21 protein-coding genes are annotated in these 21,928 nt (G+C 66.3%); 6 read left to right on the forward strand and 15 right to left on the reverse strand.

From position 1 onward, the window contains the following. Positions 1-57: 57 nt before the first annotated feature. Positions 58-1,674 carry an alpha/beta hydrolase gene (locus VM621_RS13760; RefSeq protein ID WP_325469541.1) on the reverse strand — a complete coding sequence of 539 codons (1,617 nt, stop codon included), beginning with the start codon at positions 1,672-1,674 and terminating at the stop codon, positions 58-60. A 79-nt stretch (positions 1,675-1,753) separates the two neighbouring features. Between VM621_RS13760 and VM621_RS13765 the strand changes: the two genes are divergently transcribed. From VM621_RS13765 to VM621_RS13775, 3 genes are read left to right on the forward strand one after another with little or no spacing between them, the layout of a single operon-like run. Then, the gene (locus VM621_RS13765; RefSeq protein WP_325469542.1) at positions 1,754-2,533 is read left to right on the forward strand and encodes a phosphatase PAP2 family protein; all 780 of its coding nucleotides are present in this window, start codon (positions 1,754-1,756) and stop codon (positions 2,531-2,533) included. Positions 2,534-2,575: 42 nt separating this feature from the next. Further along, a complete protein-coding gene (locus tag VM621_RS13770; RefSeq protein WP_325469543.1) occupies positions 2,576-3,523 on the forward strand; it encodes a diacylglycerol/lipid kinase family protein in 948 nt (315 codons plus the stop codon). Further along, the gene (locus tag VM621_RS13775) at positions 3,520-4,341 is read left to right on the forward strand and encodes a metallophosphoesterase family protein (protein ID WP_325469544.1); all 822 of its coding nucleotides are present in this window, start codon (positions 3,520-3,522) and stop codon (positions 4,339-4,341) included. The genes VM621_RS13770 and VM621_RS13775 overlap by 4 nt, the downstream gene beginning before the upstream one ends. Here VM621_RS13775 and VM621_RS13780 read toward each other — a convergent pair. Further along, on the reverse strand, positions 4,332-5,132 hold the full coding sequence (locus tag VM621_RS13780) for an SDR family oxidoreductase (protein WP_414674539.1): 801 nt from the start codon (positions 5,130-5,132) through the stop codon (positions 4,332-4,334). The genes VM621_RS13775 and VM621_RS13780 overlap by 10 nt on opposite strands. Before the next feature lie 97 nt (positions 5,133-5,229). Here VM621_RS13780 and VM621_RS13785 point away from each other — a divergent pair, with 97 nt between their 5' ends. Then, positions 5,230-6,261: an oxidoreductase gene (locus VM621_RS13785; RefSeq protein ID WP_325469546.1), complete on the forward strand. Its 1,032-nt coding sequence runs from the start codon at positions 5,230-5,232 to the stop codon at positions 6,259-6,261. A 280-nt stretch (positions 6,262-6,541) separates the two neighbouring features. Here the strand turns inward: VM621_RS13785 and VM621_RS13790 are convergent, their stop codons facing one another. From VM621_RS13790 to VM621_RS13800, 4 genes are read right to left on the reverse strand one after another with little or no spacing between them, the layout of a single operon-like run. Continuing rightward, positions 6,542-7,402, reverse strand: coding sequence for a sulfurtransferase (locus tag VM621_RS13790; RefSeq protein WP_325469547.1), 861 nt, complete (start codon positions 7,400-7,402; stop codon positions 6,542-6,544). Further along, the gene (locus VM621_RS13795) at positions 7,396-8,001 is read right to left on the reverse strand and encodes a CoA pyrophosphatase (RefSeq protein ID WP_414674536.1); all 606 of its coding nucleotides are present in this window, start codon (positions 7,999-8,001) and stop codon (positions 7,396-7,398) included. Before VM621_RS13795 ends, VM621_RS13790 begins: the two co-directional genes overlap by 7 nt. Further along, the gene (locus VM621_RS19635; RefSeq protein WP_414674537.1) at positions 8,001-8,198 is read right to left on the reverse strand and encodes a DUF1289 domain-containing protein; all 198 of its coding nucleotides are present in this window, start codon (positions 8,196-8,198) and stop codon (positions 8,001-8,003) included. The genes VM621_RS13795 and VM621_RS19635 overlap by 1 nt, the downstream gene beginning before the upstream one ends. 18 nt (positions 8,199-8,216) lie before the next feature. Then, positions 8,217-8,930, reverse strand: a complete 714-nt coding sequence (locus VM621_RS13800) for an FKBP-type peptidyl-prolyl cis-trans isomerase (protein ID WP_325469548.1) — start codon at positions 8,928-8,930, stop codon at positions 8,217-8,219. Positions 8,931-9,073: 143 nt separating this feature from the next. Here VM621_RS13800 and VM621_RS13805 point away from each other — a divergent pair, with 143 nt between their 5' ends. After that, positions 9,074-9,856: an enoyl-CoA hydratase/isomerase family protein gene (locus tag VM621_RS13805; protein WP_325469549.1), complete on the forward strand. Its 783-nt coding sequence runs from the start codon at positions 9,074-9,076 to the stop codon at positions 9,854-9,856. A gap of 12 nt (positions 9,857-9,868) precedes the next feature. Here the strand turns inward: VM621_RS13805 and VM621_RS13810 are convergent, their stop codons facing one another. The 5 genes from VM621_RS13810 to VM621_RS13830 all read right to left on the reverse strand — a co-directional run bounded on the left by VM621_RS13810 (position 9,869) and on the right by VM621_RS13830 (position 16,493). Beyond that, complete coding sequence (locus VM621_RS13810) at positions 9,869-10,759, reverse strand: DUF1684 domain-containing protein (RefSeq protein ID WP_325469550.1); 891 nt, start codon at positions 10,757-10,759, stop codon at positions 9,869-9,871. A 43-nt stretch (positions 10,760-10,802) separates the two neighbouring features. Then, positions 10,803-12,644 carry a DNA mismatch repair endonuclease MutL gene (gene mutL / locus VM621_RS13815; RefSeq protein WP_325469551.1) on the reverse strand — a complete coding sequence of 614 codons (1,842 nt, stop codon included), beginning with the start codon at positions 12,642-12,644 and terminating at the stop codon, positions 10,803-10,805. Positions 12,645-12,713: 69 nt separating this feature from the next. Further along, positions 12,714-14,357 (reverse strand): N-acetylmuramoyl-L-alanine amidase, encoded by a 1,644-nt coding sequence (locus VM621_RS13820; RefSeq protein WP_414674538.1) that lies wholly within the window; start codon positions 14,355-14,357, stop codon positions 12,714-12,716. Between the two features lie 178 nt (positions 14,358-14,535). Next, positions 14,536-15,024 (reverse strand): tRNA (adenosine(37)-N6)-threonylcarbamoyltransferase complex ATPase subunit type 1 TsaE, encoded by a 489-nt coding sequence (gene tsaE, locus VM621_RS13825; protein ID WP_325469553.1) that lies wholly within the window; start codon positions 15,022-15,024, stop codon positions 14,536-14,538. Then, the gene (locus VM621_RS13830; protein WP_325469554.1) at positions 15,021-16,493 is read right to left on the reverse strand and encodes an NAD(P)H-hydrate dehydratase; all 1,473 of its coding nucleotides are present in this window, start codon (positions 16,491-16,493) and stop codon (positions 15,021-15,023) included. Before VM621_RS13830 ends, tsaE begins: the two co-directional genes overlap by 4 nt. A 35-nt stretch (positions 16,494-16,528) precedes the next feature. Between VM621_RS13830 and queG the strand changes: the two genes are divergently transcribed. Then, the gene (queG, locus tag VM621_RS13835) at positions 16,529-17,605 is read left to right on the forward strand and encodes a tRNA epoxyqueuosine(34) reductase QueG (protein WP_325469555.1); all 1,077 of its coding nucleotides are present in this window, start codon (positions 16,529-16,531) and stop codon (positions 17,603-17,605) included. A gap of 614 nt (positions 17,606-18,219) precedes the next feature. Here queG and VM621_RS13840 read toward each other — a convergent pair. From VM621_RS13840 to VM621_RS13855, 4 genes are all read right to left on the reverse strand, one after another. After that, the gene (locus tag VM621_RS13840) at positions 18,220-19,593 is read right to left on the reverse strand and encodes a class II 3-deoxy-7-phosphoheptulonate synthase (protein ID WP_325469556.1); all 1,374 of its coding nucleotides are present in this window, start codon (positions 19,591-19,593) and stop codon (positions 18,220-18,222) included. Between the two features lie 43 nt (positions 19,594-19,636). Further along, on the reverse strand, positions 19,637-20,128 hold the full coding sequence (locus tag VM621_RS13845) for a disulfide bond formation protein B (RefSeq protein WP_325469557.1): 492 nt from the start codon (positions 20,126-20,128) through the stop codon (positions 19,637-19,639). 196 nt (positions 20,129-20,324) lie between these two features. After that, positions 20,325-20,711, reverse strand: coding sequence for a 50S ribosomal protein L17 (rplQ, locus tag VM621_RS13850; protein WP_325469558.1), 387 nt, complete (start codon positions 20,709-20,711; stop codon positions 20,325-20,327). Positions 20,712-20,922: 211 nt separating this feature from the next. Continuing rightward, entirely contained in the window at positions 20,923-21,921 is a 999-nt protein-coding gene (locus tag VM621_RS13855; protein ID WP_036115434.1) for a DNA-directed RNA polymerase subunit alpha, read from the reverse strand. Positions 21,922-21,928: the final 7 nt, after the last annotated feature.

A 21,928-nucleotide genomic window follows, 5' to 3' on the forward strand; every position in this document is an offset into this window, starting at 1 on the left:
CGAGCGTATGTCACTGTCGCCTCGAGCGCCCTTGCACCTTGGTCGCAGTCGGGCCGGTCACGGCCCCTTCCCCTGCCCGGGTCGCGCCACGCCGTACATTTCCCAGGCGATCTTCTTCAGCATCGCGTTGCGGTCGTCGCCCTCCATGTAGAGGTCGAAATGTGTCTTGCCCGGCAGGAAGCGGATATCGCTCTTCGCATGCAGGCCGTCGAGGGTGTCTTTGAGAAGTTTCGCAGATCCGTCGAGGTAGAACGTATCCGCCGTGCCCACGATCAGGTGGATCTTGCCGTCGAGATCCGGTTTCAGTTCCGGCCAGTGCGTGCGCAGGCGCTGGGCGATGTCGTAATGGTCGCGCCAGTAGGCCACGACGGCCGGGTCGATGACGCCCGTGTCGCGGTTGAACATCGGCTGCGGGCGGCCGTCCTTGCCACGCGGCGAGAACACCCATTCAAACGAGGCCAGCTGACCACCGTAGGCGCCAAGCACGCGTTCGAGATGGGCGAAGGTGTCGAAGCTGGCGATCACCTGGCCCTTGTCGCGGATCAGCGGAAAGGCCGTGCCATCGGCACGCTTGTAGGCATTGGCGTTAGCGGCATACAGGTCGATGCCGGTGAAGTCGTGGAAATCGCTGGGATCGGGCGAGGTGGACCACGTGCCGCCGAAGACCTTCGGGTAGCGCGTCTGCAGCCACAGGGTGGCCCAGCCGCCGGAGGAATGGCCATTGAGGAAGCGGCCGCCGACCTTGGCGTCCATCTTGTAACGACCTTCCAGCCACGGAATGTATTCCGTGGTCAGCGCCTGGCCCCAGGGCCCGTTGTTCACCGAATCGGCGAATTCATGCGTGCCCGTGGGACCGGATTCGTCGAGCAGCACCCAGATCATCGGCGGCATGGTCTTGTTGGACATCGCCGTCCAGACATAGGCGATCGTGCCGGCGAACCGGTCGAAGCCGCCGCCGAAGCCATGGGTGACGAAGACGGTCGGATAACGCGTCTTGCCGTTCGGGTCGTAACCCGGTGGCGTCACGACCCAGGCCCGGATCGACAGCGGGTGGCCGGCGAATGCGGTCAGAGCGGCGCTCTCCAGCACTTCGGCATGGGCATGTTGGCGTGCCTCGGGCAGCGCGTCGCGAACCGCCTGGGGCATGGTCGGCGGCAACTGCCACGGATCCCTGGCCGGCACGGTCCGGGTGAGCTTCAGCACGGGCAGCGCACCGCCGGCCGTGAGCTTGACCGGCGTCACCTCGCTGACCAGATCGCCACCATGGCGGCCGCTGTAGTTGTAGTCGTGGCCCACGTCGAGCACGGCCTGGACCAGGTAATCGCCGGGCGGCAGGCTGGAGAATCCCGTCGGGAAGGCCTCGCCATCCGTGTCCAGGTCGACCGACTGGCCGGGTGCGATCCAGTTGACCTCGCGCGCCGCGACCGAGACCGCCTTGGGCTGGAAGGGGTTGGTATCGACCTCCTCCACCTTGCCGTCCTTGGCCGCTTCGCGGGCGACGGCGGCCGGTGCCGCGAACAGGAGCAGACGTCCCGACGTACCTTTGTCGGTCGCCCCGTCGAGGGCGACCCGGACAATCCGGTGCGCGAGCGGCGCCTCATCGGCCTGCGCGCCGAGCGAGCCGACGGCAAGGAACGCGAGCGCCAGGACGGCGCGGGCAGGCAGGATCTTCATCGTGTGCTTTCCCCTCTCGCCGCGGAAGCGCGGCATGGCAACATGGGCGATCCTGCCATGAGACGAGTACCGAGCGGAAATGGACGCGGATTGGATCAGCCGGCATGCCCTATCGATCTGGGCCGTCTTGCTCGCCCTGGCCTTGCTGGGCGCCGATGTGGGCTGGCGCAGGGCCGTGCGCCGACGCGATAGCCTGGACCCGGACGCGCGAAGCTTGTTGCGGCCGGCCACCGCCGTCGCCGTGTTCGTCGTGGCCCTGTTGATCGCCACCGTGATCGCCGTGGAAGTCCGCGAGCAGGCGGGCCTCACCGTCTTCGATGCCGCCCTGGCCACCGACCTGCAAGCGAACATGCCCCGGCCCGTGCTGTACGTCGTGGCCCTGCTTTCCCGTACGGGCAATCCCCCCGTGCTCGGCACCGTCGCGGCGCTCGTCTTCATCGCGCTGCTGTGGCGACGGCACGCGCGGCTGGCTGGCGCCTGGATCGTCACCCTCATCGGTACCGCGCTGATCAACACCCTGCTCAAGCTGTGGTTCCAGCGCGAACGACCCTTGCACGATCACGGCTTCATCATCGAGAAGAGCTACAGCTTCCCCAGCGGCCATGCGTCGGGCTCGATGGTGTTCTACGGCATGCTTGCCTATGTGCTGCTGGTGCTCACCCCGGCACGCTTTCATCGGCCTATCGTCATCGTCGCGGTGACCATGATCAGCCTCATCGGGATCAGTCGCATCCTCCTGCAGGTGCATTATTTCAGCGACGTGATGGCCGGCTATGCCACGGGCCTCGCCTGGCTCACGCTTTGCGTCGGCAGTGCCGAGTACATCCGCCTCCGGCAGGGACGCAAGGCGACCGACTGATTTTCATGCGGCCGTGACGAGCCAGATGCTTCGATCCGTTCGATGACCAACGATCTCTCCTTCGCCATCGTGATGAATGCGGGCTCCGGCCACCAGGACGCGGCCATCGCTCGCGAGGAGATCGCCTCGATCCTCGACGCCGCCGGTCGCCCGCACCGCTTTTTCCTGTTCGACGGCGGCGGCGATATCGCCGACGTGGTGCGCGATGCCATCGCTTATGCGAAGGCGTCGGGCGGTGCCATCGTCGCGGCCGGTGGCGACGGGACGATCAACGGCGTGGCCGCCGCCGCGTGGCGAGAGCAACTGCCGATGGGCGTGCTGCCGCAGGGCACGTTCAACTTCGTCGGCCGCACCCACGGCATCCCCACCGATACGCGTGGCGCGACGGAGGCGCTGCTGCGCGCGACACTCGGCCACGCCCAGATCGGCATGGTCAACGATCGCGTCTTCCTCGTGAATGCCAGCCTTGGCCTCTATCCGCAGGTGCTCGAAGACCGCGAGGCCTGGAAGCAACGCTTCGGCCGCCATCGCATCGTCGCGCTGTGGTCGGGCCTGGCGACGATGATGCGCGGTTACCGGCCGTTGCGCATCGACGTCAGCGATGGCACGCGCTCGCGGAACCTGCGTACACCAACCCTGTTCGTCGGCAACAACGCGCTGCAACTGGAGAAGATCGGCCTGGCCGAAGCCGCCGACGTGCAGCGTAATGACGGCACCCTCGCCGGCCTCGTCCTCAAGCCGATCGGCCGCCTGACCATGCTCGGATTGATCGTTCGCGGTGCGCTGGGCAGGCTTGGCGACGCGCAGAATGCCGTCAGCTTCGCCTTCCGCGAGATCACCGTAACCCCGAAACGCCATCGCGAGAAACTCAAGGTGGCCGTCGACGGCGAGATCGTCTGGCTCGATCCGCCCATCGTGTTCCGCGCGGCGCCGCGTCCGCTTGCCTTGCTCACCGACGGGGTGCGCCAGCCCGGCGAGGATCCCGGATGAGCACCATCGCGCATATCTCGGATACGCATTTCGGCACCGAGCGGCCCGCCGTCGTGGCGGCGCTCACCGAGTTGCTGGTGTCGATACGGCCGGCGCTGGTCATCCTTTCCGGCGACGTGACCCAGCGTGCGCGACGTTCCCAGTTCGATGCCGCCCGGCGTTTCGTCGACGGCTACGACCGGCCCACGCTGGTGATTCCTGGCAACCACGACATCCCACTGGCGAATGTGTTCGCGCGCATCTTCTCGCCATTCGCAGGGTATCGGCGCGCGTTCGGCGAGAACCTCGCGCCGGAGTTCGTCAATGACGACGTGCTCGCGATCGGGGTGAATACGGCGCGGCCGCGACGTCACAAGAACGGCGAGGTGTCCGACGAACAGATCGAGCGTGTCTGCGCGCGTCTGCGCCAGGCGACCGATGCGCAGTTGCGCATCGTCGTCACACACCAGCCCGTGCATGTCATTCGCGAAAAGGATGTCGGCAACCTGCTGATCAACCACGAGCGCGCCATCGCGGCGTGGGCGGCCGCCGGTGCGGACCTCGTGCTTGGCGGTCATATCCACCTGCCCTATGTTCGCCCGCTCGATACGCCCGCACGCGCGTTGGCCAGCGAACTCTGGTCCGTCCAGGCGGGCACGGCGCTATCCACGCGCATCCGGGAAGGGATCAGCAACTCATTCAACCTCATCCGGCACGATGCGCATGGCGATCGCTCCGCCTGCCTGGTCGAACAGTGGGACTACAACGAGGCCAACGGCCGCTTCGATCCAGGCGGCAAGACTACCGTGCCGCTGAAACGGTATACGCGCTACACGTAATGCATCTTGCGGGCGACGCCGCCGTCCACGGTGAAGTTTTCGCCGGTGATGAAGCCCGCCTGCGACGATAGGAGAAACACCGCCAGCGCCGCGATGTCGGGCGGAACACCCGCCCTGCCCACGGGATGCTGCGCGTGATCGGCTGCCGAGAGCTTCGGTTTACGCCTCGCGGAGGGCTTTCTCCAGTCGTCGACGACGACCCAACCCGGGTTGATCGCGTTGACCCGTACCGGCCCCGCGCTGATCGCGAGCGCATGGGTGAACGCGACAATGCCGCCTTTGCTGGCCGCGTAGGCTTCGCTGTCGGGTTCGGACTGGTGCGCACGCGATGAGGAAATGTTGACGATCGCGCCGTTGGACTGCTTCAACGAAGCCAGCGCGTGCTTGCTGCACAGGAAGGTGCCGCCAAGGTTGGTGTCGATGCGGTGTTTCCACTCCGCCCAGTCGAGCTTCTCGATCGGGCCCGTGTGGGCGTTCGCGATGCCCGCGTTGTTGACCAGACCGTCGATGCGCCCGAAACGACGCAGGGCGTAGGCGACGAAACGTTTGACGCTCGCCTCCTTCGCCACGTCAAGCACGAGGAACGCCGCACGATCGCCAACGTCCCAGGCATCGATGCAGGCTTTGCCCGCTTCGGCATCCCGATCGCCGATGACGACGCGACCACCCGCCGCCAGCACGCCCTCGGCGATGCCCCGACCAATGCCCTGCGCCCCGCCGGTCACGAGGACCACTTTGTCGGGCCATTCGCCGATGGACGAGGAAGGCACAGGTGCGGCGTGTTTCGGCATGGGCATGGTCGGCTCCTCCATCGAAGGATTCGACTTTAAACGAAACACTCAGGCGTGCCGCGCTAATCTTGGCGACATATCCGACCCAGGAGCGACCATGCACCCGATCTCCACCGGCCTTATCGGCTATGGCACGGCAGGCGCGTTCTTCCACGCACCCTTGATCGCGGCGGCCGAAGGCCTACGTCTATCCGCCATCGGCAGTCGCCGCAGCGACGAGATCCGCCGGGACTTTCCCGAGGCCGTGGCGTATGCGGATCCTCGCGCCCTGCTCGCCGACCCTTCGATCGACCTGGTCGTCATCGCCACACCGAACGAAACGCACGCTCCCTTGGCTCGGGCGGCGCTGGAAGCCGGCAAGCATGTCGTGGTCGACAAACCATTCACGCTCAACGCCGCCGAAGCCGAGGCGCTCATCGGCCTGGCCGACCAGGTCGGGCGCAAGCTGTCGGTCTTCCAGAACCGCCGCTGGGACAACGATTTCCTGACCGTACGCCGCCTGGTCGAAGACGGCCGTCTGGGCGAGGTCGTTTACTTCGAGGCGCATTTCGACCGCTTCCGCCCGGAGATCAAGCAGGGCTGGCGCGAAACCGAGGTGCCTGGCGGCGGTCTTCTGTACGACCTGGGAGCCCACCTGATCGACCAGGCCCTCGTGCTGTTCGGCATGCCGCACGCGATCACCGCCGATGTGACCCGTCAGCGCGCCGCCGCGAAGACCGACGATTACTTCCACCTGGTTCTCGACTACGGTCACCGTCGCGCGGTGCTGCATGCCTCCGTACTGGTTCGCGATCCCGGTCCACGCTATCTCGTGCATGGCGACGGCGGCAGCTTCGTGAAATACGGCATCGACGGTCAGGAAGCCGCCCTGCGCGCGGGCCGGCGACCGGGTGGCGAGGGCTGGGGCAGCGACGACCCGCTGTCGTTCGGCCGCTTCACCGACGCCGACGGCACGGCGACGGTGATCGATACACTACCGGGCCGCTACACGTCGTTCTACGACGGCGTGGCGACGGCGATCCGCGAGAACACGACCATGCCAGTGGAAGCCCAATCGGCGCGCGATGTGATCCGTGTGATCGAAGCGGCGCAGATCAGTGCGCGGGAACACCGTCGCGTCGCCCTATGACCCCATCGCCGATAAATCGGCTCCCACATACAGCAGGCCCATGGACCCTCTGTGAGACCAGCCCCATAGGCCCTGTGTGGGTGCAGGCCCATGGACTCTGTGTGGGTGCAGGCCCATGGACTCTGTGTGGGTACAGGGCTATGGGCATCTGTGTGGGAGCAGGCCCATGGGACTCTTTGTGGGTACAGGGCTATGGGCTCTGTGTGAGATCAGGGCTATGGGCTCTGTGTGAGATCAGGGCCATGGGCTCTGTGTGGGAGCCGCTTCAGCGGCGATGCTTCTATGCATCACCCAACGCCACACCCCGCGAGCGATCGCTCACCCACCCGCTCCAGGAAGGCGCATACAGCCGCGACCCACACAGCCCGGCATACTCCATCGCCAGCAGGTTGTGGCATGCCGTCACCCCCGAGCCGCACATATGCACGACGTTCTCCGCGCCACGGCTTCCAATCAGCGCCTTGAACTCGCGATGCAACGCCTCGGGCAGGCGGAACCGCCCCTGCGCATCGAGGTTATCGGCGAACGGATGATTCCTCGCGCCAGGCACATGGCCTGCCACCGGATCCAGCGGTTCCACGTCACCGCGATAACGCGGCGTGGCGCGTGCATCGAGCAACAGGAAATGCCCGCTGGCGACACCTTCCGTCAACTCGTCGGCGCCCACGGTGCCCGCTTCGTCGAAAACCACGTGGACCGATGTCGTCTCACGCTGCACCGTGGCGCCGTCCACCGGCTGTTTCGCCTCCAGCCACGCTGCCCAGCCACCGTCGAGCACGGCCACATTGTCGATACCGGCAAGACGCGCAAGCCACCAGAACCGCGCCGCCGCCAACGCGCCGCCCGCGGCGTCGTACGCGACGACCTGCAGGTCCGGCCGCCATCCGGCATGCGACAGCCACGCGGAGAACGAAGCGGCCTCGGGCAGCGGGTGACGACCGCGGCCATTCGACGGCGTCGCCATGTCGGCGAGGTCCCGGTCAAGGTCGGCGCGTACTGCACCGACAACATGAGCGGCGGCGTAGTCGCGATCCCCCTTTCCCGCATCGGCGAGATCGAAGCGGCAGTCGACGAAGAGCACATCGTCCGCGGGAAGGTGCGCGGCGGTCGCCGCATCGATCAGCGTGCGTGAAATCAGCATGGATGACCCATCCGCTTGAGGAGGTTGTAGAGGATCGCCGCGGTGACGCCCCAGATGCGGTAACCCGCATGAAGAAACTCGACCATCTCGCGCCGATGGCCACGAAAATCCATCGTATACCGACGCAGGTTGGCCGGCTCGAGGAAAAAGGCGAAGGGCACTTCGAACACTTCCGCCACCTCGCCCGGGTCCGGCCTCAACACCGCGTCGGCGGCGATGCGCGCAACGACGGGCGTCACCGAATACCCGCTGATCGTCTCGAACGCTTCGAGAAAACCCAGTGGCGTGACCATGCCGGCATCGAGGCCGATTTCTTCCTCGCTTTCGCGCAGCGCCGTGGCCACCACGTCGACATCGTGAGGCTCGACCCGGCCACCCGGAAACGCGACTTGCCCCGCGTGCTGTTGCAGCGTATCCGTTCGTACGGTGAGCACGACGCGCTGTTCGCGGTCGTCGCGAATGCCGATGAGCACCGCGGCGGGACGACGCGGCGCCGCGCCGATCAGTTCGGCCATGTCCGCGTGGTTCCAGCCCCTCGGGCCCGGCGGTGCCTCCAAGGGAAGCACGGCGGCACGCAGCCTGGCGAGCAGGGCGTCCATCAGCCCGCCTGCCTATGCGGCAGGACTTCGTTCATGATCCTGAGCTTCTGCACGTCGTCCATCGTGGACCACCGGGCGATCTCGTCGCCGGTGCGCAGGCACCCCTCGCACAGGCCGCGCGTGTCGAGTCGACACACGCCGGTGCAGGGTGTCAGGGGAAGCGTTGACGAGGGGACGATGGCCATACCGTCGGCCATTCTAGCGCCGCAGCCCGGTTACTGCTGGATATCGACCAGTTCGATGTCGAAGACGAGGGCCTCGTTCGGGCCGATGCGCGGCAGTTCGCCGCGCTCGCCATAGGCCAGGGCCGGAGGAATCACCACCTTCCACTTGTCGCCGACGTGCATGCGCGGAATCACGTCCTGCCAACCGGCGATGACCCGGTTGACCGTGAAGGTGACCGGTTTGCCATGGGCGTAGGAACTGTCGAATTCCGTGCCGTCGATCAGCGCACCGCGGTAATTGACCACCACGGTGCTGGTCATCTGCGCCTGTGCGCCACGGCCCTTGGCGAGCACCGCGTACTGGATGCCGGAGGGCAAGGTGACCACGCCGGGCCGGCTGCGATTGCGCGCAAGGAAGTCCGCGGAGCGCTGCGCGTTCGCTGTGGCCACGCGACGGAATTCGACGACGGAATCGCGCTGCACCTTGGCGTCGAAGTTCACCAGCTGCTGCTGCATGACGTCGATCGGAACGCCGGGAGCGCGCTTGGCGTAGCCGTCCTGCAGGGCCTTCACCAGGACGGATATGTCGACATCGGGCTGCGCGCTGTTAGCGAACTGGGTACCGATCTGGTAGCCGATCGCATAGGACAACTTGGTCTTGTCGATCGCCGGCGCGCCGGAAGCCGGCGCGGTCGGGGCCGACTGTGCGAGCGCCACGCCACTGAGCAGTGACAGCGCGATGACCAGGAAACGCAAGGGTGACATCCCGTTCTCCGTGAACCCGGAACTTTGAGCGTGCGTGGAGGATAGTCCATCGGCCACGAGGCCGCCCGTCCGCCATCAGACGCCTCCAGGGGGTAAAGGTTCCCCTGCTAACATCCGCTTCCCCTCTCTTGCCAGGAATCGCCATGGCTTTCCGCAACCTGACCACCGCGGACCGCAACGCCGTCCGCACGATCACCGTCAACCGTCCCGACAAGCTCAACGCGCTCAATCAGGAAACCATCGCCGAACTCACCCTCGCCTTCCGCCAGGCTGCCCAGGACGACGCCGTCCGCGTGGTGATCCTCGCCGGTGCCGGTGAGAAGGCCTTTGTCGCCGGCGCGGACATTTCCGAAATGACGGCGTGGGCGCCGGTGAAGGCTCAGGCCGCCTCGCGCGCCGGCCAGGATCTGATGCTGACCGTGGAGCGCCTCGGCAAGCCGGTCATCGGCAAGGTGCAGGGTTACGCGCTAGGCGGTGGCATGGAACTGGCCATGGCCTGCCACATCCGCGTGGCCAGCGAGAAGGCACGCTTCGGTCAGCCGGAGATCGGCCTCGGTCTGATCCCGGGCTTCGGTGGAACGCAGCGCCTGACCCGCCTTGCCGGTCGCGGTGCGGCACTCGAACTCTGCCTGCTCGGTCAGCAGATCGACGCCGCCCGCGCGGAACGACTCGGCATCGTGGCGCGGGTGGTGCCCGCCGAGGAGCTCGACACGACGGTGGACGCCATGGCGGACCAGCTCGCCGCCGCCGCGCCCCTCGCCCTCAAGGGCATTCTGGAGGCCGTGATCGAAGGCGGCGAATGCGCCATCGACCAGGGCCTGGCCTTCGAAACCCAGGGCTTCGCCATCGCCTTCTCGACCGAGGATATGCACGAGGGTACGACGGCCTTCCTGGAACGCCGCAAGCCGACGTTCAAGGGCGCCTGACTTTCCTGTCGGTCAGCCGTGTCCGCCCGCGTACTTCTTCTCACCCGCCGTCACGCGGATATCCAGCCGGTTCTCCGGCGGCGCCAGCGGGCAGGTGGCATAGGGCGTGAACGCACACGGCGGATTCCGCGCCTGGTTGAAATCGAGGATCAGCTTGCCATCCTTGGCCAGCGCGGTATCGAGGAAGCGCGCGGCGCCGTAGGTCTCCTTGCCACTGGTACGGTCGGCAAAGACGAAAAACAGCGAGTCCGGTTCTTCCTGGATCGGGTAGAGCTCGAAGGTGTGACCATCGCGGACGAAGACGGCCTTGCCGGGCACCTTTTCCTTGTCGATGCCGCCAAGCACGTTGCCGATCTCCAGCTCGTGCGGCGGATCGAACGGTACCCAGTCGGCGACGACGCGCCATGACGGATCGATGGGGAAATAGTCGATGCCGGCGAAGTGCGCGCGCGTATCGGCGTTCGCGTCCTTCACGCGCAAGGCCTTCTTGCCTTCGCGCGCAATGACGAAAAAGTTCGCCGAGCCGAAGCGCACTTCGGTCGCCTTGCGGCCCGTGCCGCCGTCGTCGACGAGCGTCGCGCGCCGCACTTCCCGTCCGTCGACGAGGACACCGCTGCCCTCGACCAGTTCGATGGTGGCCGAGCCGGCGGCGTCGAGCGTGATCGTGCCCAGATGCGCCGGCCCGGCCTTGAGCACGATGTCGTTGTCGCCGGCACTGCCGATGCGATTGACGCCGGGCTGCAGCCACTCCAGGCCGATGAGACTGAGCCAGCCATCCGGCGCCTTCAGTGTCTGCAGGCGCTCGGCGCGAACCTTCTCGACGGAAGCGGTGTAATCGTCACTGGCGATGGCATTGCCTGCGGTCACGGCGAACACGGAAGCGAGGGCGAGCGAGCGGATCATGGCGATACCTCGTTTGGACGTCTATCCATCCAGCATAGCGCTATCAGCGACCGCGAAGGAACAGCCGGTCCAGCTCGCCGACCGATAACTGTACCCAGGTGGGCCGGCCGTGGTTGCATTGCCCCGACCGCTCGGTGGCTTCCATCTCGCGCAGCAGCGCGTTCATTTCTGGTATGCCCAGGCGGCGCCCGGCGCGCACCGAGCCGTGGCAGGCCATGGTCGAAAGCAACTCGTTTTCGAGCTCCTCGAGACGGCGCGAGCTACCGTGCTGGGCCAGTTCGGCGAGCACGTCGCGGGTCAGTTGCGCCACGTCGGCGCCTTCCAACAACGATGGAATACGCCGCACGACGACGCCGGAGGGCCCACTACGGGACAGCTCGAGGCCCCACTCCGCGAGTGCCTCGGCATGCTCTTCCGCCGCCGCGGCTTCGCGGGCGCTCACGGCGATCGAAAGAGGCACCAGCATCATCTGCGAGCGCAGGCTGGCGGTGACACGGCCGTTCTTCAGCTTCTCGTAGGTGATGCGTTCGTGGGCGGCGTGCATGTCGACCAGGACCAGACCATGCTCGTTCTCGGCCAGCACGTAGATATTCTTCAACTGGGCGATGGCATAACCCAGCGGCGGCACGTCGCTGCCGGCGTCGGACTCGTTGCCGGCCGGTGGCGACCACGCTCCCGGCGACGGACGCGGAGAGCCCGGCGATCCGAACAGCGTCGCGTAGTCGGCAAGCGGCTCGTCACGCACGCCGAGACTCAGGCGCGACTGACTGGCCGACTGCGGCCATGCAGGCATGCTCGCGGACACGGGCGAAGACGCGGCCGCGAAGGCACCGTTAACCATCCCCACAGGCAAGGCGGACTCCACCGGCGGCACCGACGTACCGGCACGTGTCTGCGCCAAGGCCTCGTGCAGCGTACGGAACAGGAAGTCGTGAATCAGGCGCTGCTCGCGAAAACGCACCTCGTTCTTTGCCGGATGCACATTCACGTCGACGCCGGTCGGATCGAGCTGCAGGAACAGCACGAACACCGGATGCCGACCGTGGAACAGCACGTCCGAGTACGCCTGGCGAACCGCGTGGGCGACGATGCGATCGCGCACCAGGCGACCGTTGACGTAAAAGTATTGCTGGTCGGCCTGCGAGCGCGAGGCGGTCGGCAAGCCGACCCAGCCCGACAGACGAAGACCGGCTGCCTCGTGTTCCACGCGCAGGGCCTGTCCGGGAAACTCGGGGCCGAGCACTTCGGCAACACGCGCGAGCGCGGCGTTTTCGTCGCGCGCCGGTTTGAGCAGGCGCACGGGTTTGCCGTTATGGGTAAGGCGGATGTCGACACCTTCGCGGGCCAGCGCCAACGACTTCAGCAGATCGTCGATGTGCGCGAACTCCGTCCGCTCCGCACGGAGGAATTTCCGCCGCGCCGGCACGTTGTAGAACAGGTCGCGCACTTCGATCGTGGTCCCCGGCGGATGCTGTGCCGGGCGGGCGTCCTGCAGGCGGCCACCGTCGACCTCGATGCGCCACGCGGCATCTTCGCCCTGGTGCCTGGAGGTCAGGGAAAAGCGTGCCACCGACGACACCGACGCAAGCGCTTCGCCACGAAAACCCATGCTGGCCACGCGCTCGAGATCGTCGAAGCTGCCGATCTTGCTCGTCGCATGCGAGGCCACGGCCAGCGCGAGTTCGTCGCGCGGAATACCGCCACCGTCGTCGCGTACGCGGATCAGCCGCGTACCGCCTTGCTCGATATCGACCTCGATACGGCGCGCACCGGCGTCGATGCTGTTCTCGACGAGCTCCTTCACCACGGAGGCGGGACGCTCGATCACTTCACCGGCCGCGATCTGGTTGATCAGCTCGGGCGGCAGGGGACGGATGCTGGGCATGGGGGTACGACCTGACGTGCTTTCAGGTCGAAAGGATAGCCCAAGGTCCCCCGGACTGCCGAACGGCGATCAACCCGACGGAATCACCATGACCGAACCGATGCGGACATTGTCGTCGTTCATCTTGTTGGCCATCTTCAGCGCGCCCACGGATACGCCGTACTGGTTGGCGATGCCGGTCAGCGTCTCGCCGCGGTTGACCCGGTGCAGGTCTCGCACGTTGTCGTCGGCGCGGCCGCTGGAGGCCTTTGCCGGAGGCGGCGGCATATCGGCCTTGGCCAGCGTCTTTCTCGGCGACGTGGCGCGGGACGCGGCCTTCACCGCATCCGAAGCGACGGCGCCGGCGTCGGCAGCCACGACGGGCGCCGCCGGTGCGGAGGCGGCCGTGCTGGCCAACGACGTGCCGTTACGACGCGCCGCCTGGGCGGCGAACCACGTGCCCGGCGGCGGCATCGACTCGAAATAGTTGCGCACACCGCCGAGGACGGCCGTGGCCAGTTCACGACGGTGTCCGTCGTCGCGCAGGCGGGTTTCTTCCGCCGGATTCGTGATGAAGGCCGTCTCGACCAGGATGGAGGGGACGTCCGGTGAGCGCAGCACGACGAAGTTGGCACGCTCCACGTAGCCACGATGGGTCGGGCCCAGGCGACCCAGGGCCTTGAGCACGTTGCCGGCGATGGATTCGCTGGCCTGCATCGCGTAACCCTGCTGAAGGTCCAGCAGGACGGCGGCGAGACTGTCGTCTTTGTCGTCCAGGGACACGCCACCGACCAGGTCGGCGCGGTTTTCCCGGTCCGCCAGCCAGCGCGATGCCTCGCTGGTCTTGCCGCGCGGCGACAAGACCCAGACGGAAGACCCCTTGGCGTCCCCATTCTTGAAGGCGTCGGCGTGAATGGAGACGAACATGTCCGCGTTGTGTTCGCGGGCGATTTCGTAGCGGCGCTTCAGCGGAATGAAGTAGTCGCCATTACGCGTCAGCACGGCCTGCATGCCGGGCTGGCGGTTGATCTGGTCGGCCAGCTCGCGGGCCACCTGGAGCGTGACGTCCTTCTCGCGCAGGCCGGTCGCACCCTTCGCACCCGGATCCTCACCGCCGTGGCCGGCGTCGATGGCGACCACCACCTTGCGGTCGCCCGTCGGCAGCATCGGCGGCCGGCCAGCGGGCACGGTCTTGCCGCGCGAACCGCGGGGGCCACGTGTCTGCACGGGGGCCTGGGCCGGCGCGTTGGCAGTGGCATCGGCCATGGCGGACGCCACGGACGGTGAATCGTTGTCGGCGGCCGGCGGCGGATTGTCGCCCGGGTCGCTCTGCCCGCCCGGATACAGATCGAGGACCAGACGGTAGCCGTAGTCGCCGGCCGGCTTGAGCAGGAAGCTCTTCGGCTTGGCCTTGGGGTCCACCGTCGCGACCATGCGCGCCGAGCCACCCTGCCTGCTTACGGTCATCGACTTGAACAGGCCCTGGCCGCCCGGCGGCGAGAAGTCGCCGGTGACCGAGCTACCGGCGATGTCCAGCACGACGCTGCCGGGCACGTCGCCCTGCGACATCTTGTAGGAGGCCGGCCCGGAAAGGTCGAAGACCACGCGGGTGTACTCGGGGCCCGCCCAGGCGCGAGCCGCTTTCACATCGGCGGCCGACGCGGAAGCGGCAGTGAGCGTCGCGACGGCGGTCACGCACGCAAGGAGGCCAAGTTTGATAGTCATTCCCCTCATACGGCCCGGATTGAACTGCAAGCGCCCGACGAATGCAAGACGTTTTCCCTTGTTAATCCATAACCTGCGAAACCTTCGTCAACGGGCGTACAGGAATGTGCCGCAAGCCACGGGCATGCCGGAGGCAAAAAGCCCTTGTTTTCAGGGCTGAACAACGAATCCGACTCAATGGGGGCCGCTATCCGTGCGACGAAGGGGGCGGTGCGAGCGCGGCGACAAGGCGCACGCCGGCCGGCGACCTGGGCTCCATCCTCACCGCCCTGCCCATCCCGTCGTGGCGAAAACTCAAGGCAAGGTCGACCGGTGGCAAGGCGCCCGCACCCCGCTCCGGCCACTCGACGAGAACGATCGACCCTGGCTCGGCGAGGCTATCCAGGCCCAGCCACTCCAGTTCGCCCGGATCGGCGATGCGATAGAGATCGAGGTGAAAGGCCCGACGCTCGTCGATGTCGTAGCCTTCGACAAGGCTGTAAGTCGGACTCTTCACCCTCTCCCCGACGCCCAGCGCCTGGAGAAATGCGCGGGCGAACGTGGTCTTGCCCGCGCCGAGGTCGCCATGGAGAAACGCGACGAGGCCCTCGGCAGGCAGGATCGCCGCCAGGCGACGCCCCAGGTCCATGGTCGCCTCCTCGTTCGCAAGGATCAGCTCGACCGTACCGACGCTCATGCGTCCACTCCGTTGACGAGGCGGCGCAGAGGCTCGAGCAGATCGCCGGCAAGCAGCCCGCGCTCACCGTTCCGCGCGGCGACATCGCCGGCGCGGGCATGCAGGCCGACACCGAGGCAAGCAGCGTCATAGGCGTCGCAGCCCTGGCCGAGCAGCGCCGCGATGATTCCGGTCAGGGTGTCGCCCATGCCGCCGCTCGCCATGCCGGGGTTACCCCAGGGGCATACGGCGACCTCGCCCGCCGGCGAGGCGATCAGGCTGCCGTTGCCCTTGAGCACGACGACCGCCTGGAAGCGCCGCGCCATCTCGCGTACGGCGGCGAAGCGGTCCGCCTGCACCGACCGCGTGTCGATGCCGAGCAGTCGCCCTGCCTCGCCGGGATGCGGCGTCAGCACGACCGTCGCCGGGAGCGAACGCTCCTCGGCGTGCAACAGGTTGAGACCGTCGGCATCGAGCACCGTCGGCAGGCCGGCGTCCAGCGCCGTGGTCCATAGCGCGTGCCCCCAGCCGGCCTGCCCGAGCCCGGGGCCCAGCGCGAGCACCGATGCCTTGTCCAGCATGGGCTGCAGGTCCTGCGGACCATGGATGCCATGTGCCATCAGCTCGGGCCGGGCGGCATTCATCGCCAGCACGTTCTCGTCGCGGGTGGCGACGCTGACCAGGCCGGCCCCCGTACGCAGCGCGGCTTCGGCGGCCATCCGCACGGCCCCACCGGTGCCGTGGTCGCCGCCGATCGCAAGCACATGACCGTTGCCGCCCTTGTTCGACTCCCGCGGCCGCGGCGGAAGATGCCTGGCGACCAGGAGCCGCGCGTCGGGCGAGCCAAGCAGTGATTCGGGCAGCCCGAGCGCATGACGTTCGATCGCGCCCGCCGCTTCGCAGTGAAAGGTGTATAGGCCGCGCTTGTGCACGATGAAGGTCGCGGTCGCCGTGGCGCGAACCGCCGCGCCAGGCGTCGCCCCGGTATCCGCCGAGAGGCCCGAAGGCATATCGAGCGCGAGTATGGGCAGCCCGGCGGCGTTCATGGCCTCGATCGCGTCGCGCGCCTCGCCTTCAGGCGCGCGATTCAGCCCCGTGCCGTAGATCGCGTCGACCAGCACATCGGCCGGAGGCAAGTTCGGCCAACCGGCGAACGGGCCCGGATGGCCGCCGGCGGCCAGGAAGGCGTCGCGCGCCTGGAGGGCATCGGCGCCCTTGGGTTCGCCCAGGGCAATCAGGTTGACGGCCAGCCCGTCCAGCAGCGCATCGCGGGCGAGCAGGTAGCCATCCGCCCCATTGTTGCCCGCACCGCAAACCACGCGCAGCTGCCGGGCGCCCGGCCAGCGACGCTGCAGCATGGCGAAGGCGGCCGCGGCCGCGCGTGTCATCAACTCGAATCCGGGGATGCCGAGCTCGGCGGTCGCGCGCTGGTCGATCGCGCGCGCCTGCGCCGAAGTGAAGAGAGCGGTGCCGGGCTTGGGTGCGGTCATCGGGGGATTATAGAAGGGGCAAGTAGAATGCACGTATGTCCGCCCCACCCTCCATCGATTACGCCGCTCTCGCCATCGACATCAAGGCATGGGCGCGCGAACTCGGCTTCGCCGATGTCGGGATCTCCGGCACCGACCTCGGCAAAGACGAGGCCTACCTCGAACGCTGGTTGGCGGACGGCCATCACGGCGAGATGGAATACATGTCCCGGCACGGCACGCGCCGCAGCCGCCCGGCCGAACTCGAGCCCGGCACGCTGCGCGTCGTTTCTGTCCGCATGGACTACATCCCGCCGGGCACCGCGAATGCGTGGGATGTGATCAACGACGGCGACAAGGCGTACGTTGCCCGCTACGCCCTTGGCCGTGATTATCACAAGGTCATGCGCAACCGGCTGCAGAAACTCGCGGCGCGCATCGGCGAGCGCATCGGCGACTTCGGGTACCGCGCCTATGTCGACTCCGCCCCGGTACTGGAAAAAGCCCTTGCACGTAACGCCGGCCTTGGCTGGATCGGCAAGCACACCGTCGTCATCAACAAGCGCGCCGGATCGTATTTCTTCCTCGGTGAGCTCTACACGGATCTCCCCTTGCCCGTCGACGAGCCGGCCACTGCCCACTGCGGCAGCTGCCGACGCTGCATCGACATCTGCCCGACCCAGGCCATCGTTGCGCCCTATCGCCTGGACGCACGCAAATGCATTTCCTACCTCACCATCGAGCTCAAGGGCAGCATCCCCGAAGAGCTACGCGCGCCCATCGGCAACCGCATTTTCGGCTGCGACGACTGCCAGTTGATCTGCCCCTGGAACAAGTTCGCCCAGGAAGCGACCGAGCCCGACTTCGCCCCTCGCCACAGTCTCGACGGCCCAAAATTGGTCGATCTGTTTGCGTGGAGCGAAGCGGAGTTTCTCTCGCGCACCGAAGGCATGGCTATCCGTCGCACAGGGTACGAAGGCTGGCTACGCAATCTGGCTGTTGGTCTGGGCAATGCGCCGACCAGCACCGAGATCCTCGCCGCACTGAAGGCACGCACGGACGATCCGTCGGAGGTCGTGCGCGAGCATGTGGCGTGGGCGCTTGCGCAGCATGCGCTACGCGTTGGGTTGTAGTGTTGGGTTGTAGTGTTGGGTGCTGCTGTTTGAGGCAGCCTTGGGCTCGCCTTTGGCCTCGCCTTCGTTCGACGCGATAGAGGCTACCCCTAGACGTTACAAGGACGATGGTGTGGGAGCCGATTCATCGGCGATGTTGTGGGAGCCGATTCATCGGCGATCCCGCGGCAGCGGGCCAGGATGCGGCAAGCACCCATCGCCGCTGAAGCGACTCCCACAGTAAAAGCGTCGGAAGGGGCTGCACCTCGACGTTACAAGGACGATGGTGTGGGAGCCGATTCATCGGCGATCCCGCGGCAGCGGGCCGGGATGCGGCAAGCACCCATCGCCGCTGAAGCGGCTCCCACAGTGAAAGCGTCGGAAGGGGCTGCACCTCGACGTTACGAGGACGATGGTGTGGGAGCCGATTCATCGGCGATGTTGTGGGAGCCGATTCATCGGCGATCCCGCGGCAGCGGGCCAGGGTGCGGCAAGCACCCATCGCCGCTGAAGCGGCTCCCACAGATGACGCGGTTCCCACAGTAAAGGCGCCCCAGGTCGGAGCCCGACCCCGCCCGAACAACGCGTAAAAAACCCGGCACGAGGCCGGGCTCTTTACGCGGAACGTAACGTCATCAAACCATGCCGCCCGACTTGCGCACGATCAGCATCGCCATTTCCAGCGACTGTTCGTAGTTCAAGCGTGGATCGACCATCGAACGGTAAGCGCGGTCGAGGTCGCCCTCGACGAGGTCGCGGGCGCCGCCGAGGCACTCGGTCACATCTTCACCGGTAAGCTCCAGGTGAACACCGCCGAGGCGGGTGCCGGCCGCCGCGTGGATGTCGAACGCCTGGTCCAGTTCGCCAGCGATGTTCGCGAAGCGACGCGTCTTGTAGCCGTTCGTCGTGCTTTCCGTATTGCCGTGCATGGGATCGGCTACCCACAGCACGCGGCGCCCTTCCCGCTTCACCGCTTCGAGCAGCGGCTGCAGGTGCGTGCCGATCTTGTCGTTGCCCATGCGATGGATGAGGGTCAGGCGTCCCGGTTCCTCGTTCGGATTCAGTACGTCGATCAGACGAAGCAGATCGTCCGCCTGGACCGTCGGGCCGACCTTCACCGCGATCGGATTGCGGATGCCGCGGAAGTATTCCGTGTGCGCACCGTCAAGCGCGGCGGTGCGCATGCCGATCCAGGGGAAATGCGTCGACAGGTTGAACCAGCCATCCTGACGCGGCACCTGGCGCGTGAGCGCTTCCTCGTAGTGCAGCAGGAGGGCCTCGTGCGACGTGTAGAAGTCCACGCGCGAGTAGCTCGAGATCGACTGGCCAGCCAGCGTCTCCATGAAACGCAGCGAGTCACCGATACTGGCCACCATGCGGCGGTACTCGGCAGCCAGCGGCGAATGCTCTACCCAGGCGAGATCCCAGTATTCCGGGTGATGCAGGTCGGCGAAACCGCCATCGATCAGGGCGCGCACGAAGTTCATCGTCATCGCCGAACGCGCGTGTGCCTTGATCAGGCGATTCGGATCCGCGCGACGGGCTTCCGGGGTGAAGTCAGGACTGTTGACCAGATCGCCACGGAACGCGGGCAAGGTGACCCCGTCGCGGGTTTCGGTGTCGGCCGAGCGCGGTTTGGCGTATTGGCCGGCGAAACGACCCACACGGAGGACCGGCTTCTTGAGGCCGTGGACGAGCACGAGGCTCATCTGCAGAAGCACCTTGAGGCGATTGGAGATGATCGGGCTGTTGCAGTCCGCGAAGCTCTCGGCGCAGTCGCCACCCTGGAGCAGGAAGCGCTCGCCATCCTGGGCCTCCGCGATGCGCTGCTTGAGGGCGAGGATCTCCCAGGAGGTGACCAGCGGGGGAAGCTGACCCAGCTGCTCGAGGGCCCGATTGAGCTCGTCCGCGTCGTTATACGTCGGCTGCTGGAGGGCGGTCCTCGACCGCCACGAACCCGGCGCCCAGTCGAGGGACGAGGGTGCTACGGCTTTGAGGGAGTGCTGCATGACGGTGGTGCCTTCGTAAGTGCGCCTTGGACGGCGCGGGGAATCAACGGACGGTGCGACGAACGGCGACGAGCGCCCAGATGGTCAGCACGATGAACCAGAACAGCGTCCAGCCGGGCATGGGAATGCCGAGGATCGGCTCGATCTTCGCGCATTCACCGGAGCCGGTGAATGCCAGTTTGAGCATCTTCATGAAGGGGAACGCGTCGAACAGGTACCCCAGCCCCGGCCCACAAGCCGGAACATCGGCCGCCGGGAGCGACTGCAGCCAGAGATGGCGGCCCGCCGTGACGACACCCCAGATACCACCCAGCGCGATCAGGAAGGCGTAGACGGCGCGAACGCCTGTCTTGCGGGGCGCGTGAAGCCCGCCAATCAGGAAGAACAGTCCCATGGTGCACACGGCGATGCGCTGGAAGATGCACAACGGGCAGGGATCCAGCTGCATGACGTACTGCGCGTAGAGCGCGAACGCCATGAGGGCCACACAGACAACGAAACCGGCAAGGTAGCGACCGCGGAACGAGAGGTTCATAGAGACGATACGGGATGGGGAACGCCCACGTTAACCCTTTGTGCACGTGCTTGTCAGCAACCGCGTTAAGTTTCTTTTGTAACCATGGATCAATAGGTTGCGTAAGAAATATCCCAATGCACCGGTCGCGGCCCGAAACAAAAAAAACCCCGGCAGGTCGCCCTGCCGGGGTTTCTTCGAATCGGCCGGTGACGGCTTATTCTGCGTCGACAGCTTCGGTCTTGGCCGGGCGGTCCACCAGCTCGACATACGCCATCGGCGCGTTGTCGCCGGGGCGGAAGCCGCACTTGAGGATGCGCAGGTAGCCGCCGGGACGCGACTGGTAGCGGGGACCAAGCTCGACGAAGAGCTTGCCGACAGCCTGCTTGTCGCGCAGGCGCGAGAAAGCGAGGCGGCGGTTGGCGACGCCGTCGGTCTTGGCGAGCGTGATGAGCGGCTCGGCGACGCGACGGAGTTCCTTCGCCTTGGGAAGGGTGGTGCGGATAAGCTCGTGCTTGATCAGCGACGCAGCCATGTTCTTGAACATGGCTTCGCGGTGGCTGCTCGTGCGGTTGAGCTTGCGACCGGATTTCTGGTGGCGCATGGCGTTTACTCTCTAAGGTCTGTTGTTATGAAAAGCCGCTCGGAATGAGCTGGCTTCCCGCGGATTACCCGCTGATGCAAGGCTGTCAGAACGCCTCGCTATAAGAGCACGGCCTCTTTGGACCGCTTTGGAATTCCGGAGGAAATGCGCGAGGCATCCGCCGGATGGCGCAAGAAATCGGGGCGATCGAAAAGCGATCGCCCCGTGACTATCAGCCCAGCTGCATACCGTGGGAAAGACCCGGCGGCGGCCAGTTTTCGAGCTTCATGCCGAGTGCGAGACCACGCCCGCCCAGGACATCCTTGATTTCCGTCAGCGACTTCTTGCCCAGGTTCGGCGTCTTCAACAGCTCGACTTCGGTCTTCTGGACCAGGTCGCCGATGTAGTAGATGCTTTCGGCCTTGAGGCAGTTGGCCGAGCGGACCGTCAGTTCGAGATCGTCGATCGGACGCAGCAGCAGCGGATCGAACCCGCCCTTCTCCGCCTTGGTCGAATCGCTCTCGCGGCGCGAGAAATCGCCGAAAACCGACAGCTGATCGTTGATGATTTCAGCCGCCTTGCGGACAGCGTCTTCAGCGCCGATGGTGCCGTTCGTTTCGATATCCAGCACGAGCTTATCGAGGTTGGTGCGCTGCTCGACACGAGCGGCGTCCACTTCGTAAGCCACGCGCAGGACCGGCGCGAACGACGCGTCGAGCTGCAGACGGCCGATCGGCCGCGTCTCGTCATCCGGATGCTGGCGCGCGCTGGCCGGCTGGTAGCCGACGCCGCGACGCACCTTCAGACGCATGTTCAGTGCCACATCCTTGGTGAGGTGGCAGATCACGTGGTCCGGGTTGACGATTTCTACGGAATGGTCGACCGCGATATCGCCTGCGGTGACCACGCCCTTGCCCTTCTTGGACAGCGTCAGGGTGACTTCGTCACCGCTGTGCTGGCGGATGGCAACATCCTTGAGGTTCAGCAGGACTTCGATCACGTCCTCCTGCAGACCCTCAAGCGTGGTGTACTCGTGCAGCACGCCGTCGATTTCGACCTCGACGATGGCGCTGCCCGGGATCGAAGAGAGCAGCACGCGACGCAGCGCGTTGCCCAGGGTGTGACCAAAGCCACGCTCGAGCGGCTCGACCACCACCTTAGCGCGGTTCGCTCCAAGCTGCTCGACGCTGAGGCCACGAGGCCGCAGCACACTAGTTGACGAAACTGCCATGCAAGGC

Source organism: Luteibacter sp., assembly GCF_035539195.1.
Taxonomy (GTDB): Bacteria; Pseudomonadota; Gammaproteobacteria; order Xanthomonadales; family Rhodanobacteraceae; genus Luteibacter.

Bases quoted from the DNA above. Each gene is read 5' to 3' on its own strand.
- VM621_RS13760 (WP_325469541.1), bottom strand. From the start codon at position 1,674: ATGAAGATCCTGCCTGCCCGCGCCGTCCTGGCGCTCGCGTTCCTTGCC.
- VM621_RS13765 (WP_325469542.1), top strand. From the start codon at position 1,754: ATGGACGCGGATTGGATCAGCCGGCATGCCCTATCGATCTGGGCCGTC.
- VM621_RS13770 (WP_325469543.1), top strand. From the start codon at position 2,576: ATGACCAACGATCTCTCCTTCGCCATCGTGATGAATGCGGGCTCCGGC.
- VM621_RS13775 (WP_325469544.1), top strand. From the start codon at position 3,520: ATGAGCACCATCGCGCATATCTCGGATACGCATTTCGGCACCGAGCGG.
- VM621_RS13780 (WP_414674539.1), bottom strand. From the start codon at position 5,132: ATGCCGAAACACGCCGCACCTGTGCCTTCCTCGTCCATCGGCGAATGG.
- VM621_RS13785 (WP_325469546.1), top strand. From the start codon at position 5,230: ATGCACCCGATCTCCACCGGCCTTATCGGCTATGGCACGGCAGGCGCG.
- VM621_RS13790 (WP_325469547.1), bottom strand. From the start codon at position 7,402: ATGCTGATTTCACGCACGCTGATCGATGCGGCGACCGCCGCGCACCTT.
- VM621_RS13795 (WP_414674536.1), bottom strand. From the start codon at position 8,001: ATGGACGCCCTGCTCGCCAGGCTGCGTGCCGCCGTGCTTCCCTTGGAG.
- VM621_RS19635 (WP_414674537.1), bottom strand. From the start codon at position 8,198: ATGGCCGACGGTATGGCCATCGTCCCCTCGTCAACGCTTCCCCTGACA.
- VM621_RS13800 (WP_325469548.1), bottom strand. From the start codon at position 8,930: ATGTCACCCTTGCGTTTCCTGGTCATCGCGCTGTCACTGCTCAGTGGC.
- VM621_RS13805 (WP_325469549.1), top strand. From the start codon at position 9,074: ATGGCTTTCCGCAACCTGACCACCGCGGACCGCAACGCCGTCCGCACG.
- VM621_RS13810 (WP_325469550.1), bottom strand. From the start codon at position 10,759: ATGATCCGCTCGCTCGCCCTCGCTTCCGTGTTCGCCGTGACCGCAGGC.
- mutL (WP_325469551.1), bottom strand. From the start codon at position 12,644: ATGCCCAGCATCCGTCCCCTGCCGCCCGAGCTGATCAACCAGATCGCG.
- VM621_RS13820 (WP_414674538.1), bottom strand. From the start codon at position 14,357: ATGAGGGGAATGACTATCAAACTTGGCCTCCTTGCGTGCGTGACCGCC.
- tsaE (WP_325469553.1), bottom strand. From the start codon at position 15,024: ATGAGCGTCGGTACGGTCGAGCTGATCCTTGCGAACGAGGAGGCGACC.
- VM621_RS13830 (WP_325469554.1), bottom strand. From the start codon at position 16,493: ATGACCGCACCCAAGCCCGGCACCGCTCTCTTCACTTCGGCGCAGGCG.
- queG (WP_325469555.1), top strand. From the start codon at position 16,529: ATGTCCGCCCCACCCTCCATCGATTACGCCGCTCTCGCCATCGACATC.
- VM621_RS13840 (WP_325469556.1), bottom strand. From the start codon at position 19,593: ATGCAGCACTCCCTCAAAGCCGTAGCACCCTCGTCCCTCGACTGGGCG.
- VM621_RS13845 (WP_325469557.1), bottom strand. From the start codon at position 20,128: ATGAACCTCTCGTTCCGCGGTCGCTACCTTGCCGGTTTCGTTGTCTGT.
- rplQ (WP_325469558.1), bottom strand. From the start codon at position 20,711: ATGCGCCACCAGAAATCCGGTCGCAAGCTCAACCGCACGAGCAGCCAC.
- VM621_RS13855 (WP_036115434.1), bottom strand. From the start codon at position 21,921: ATGGCAGTTTCGTCAACTAGTGTGCTGCGGCCTCGTGGCCTCAGCGTC.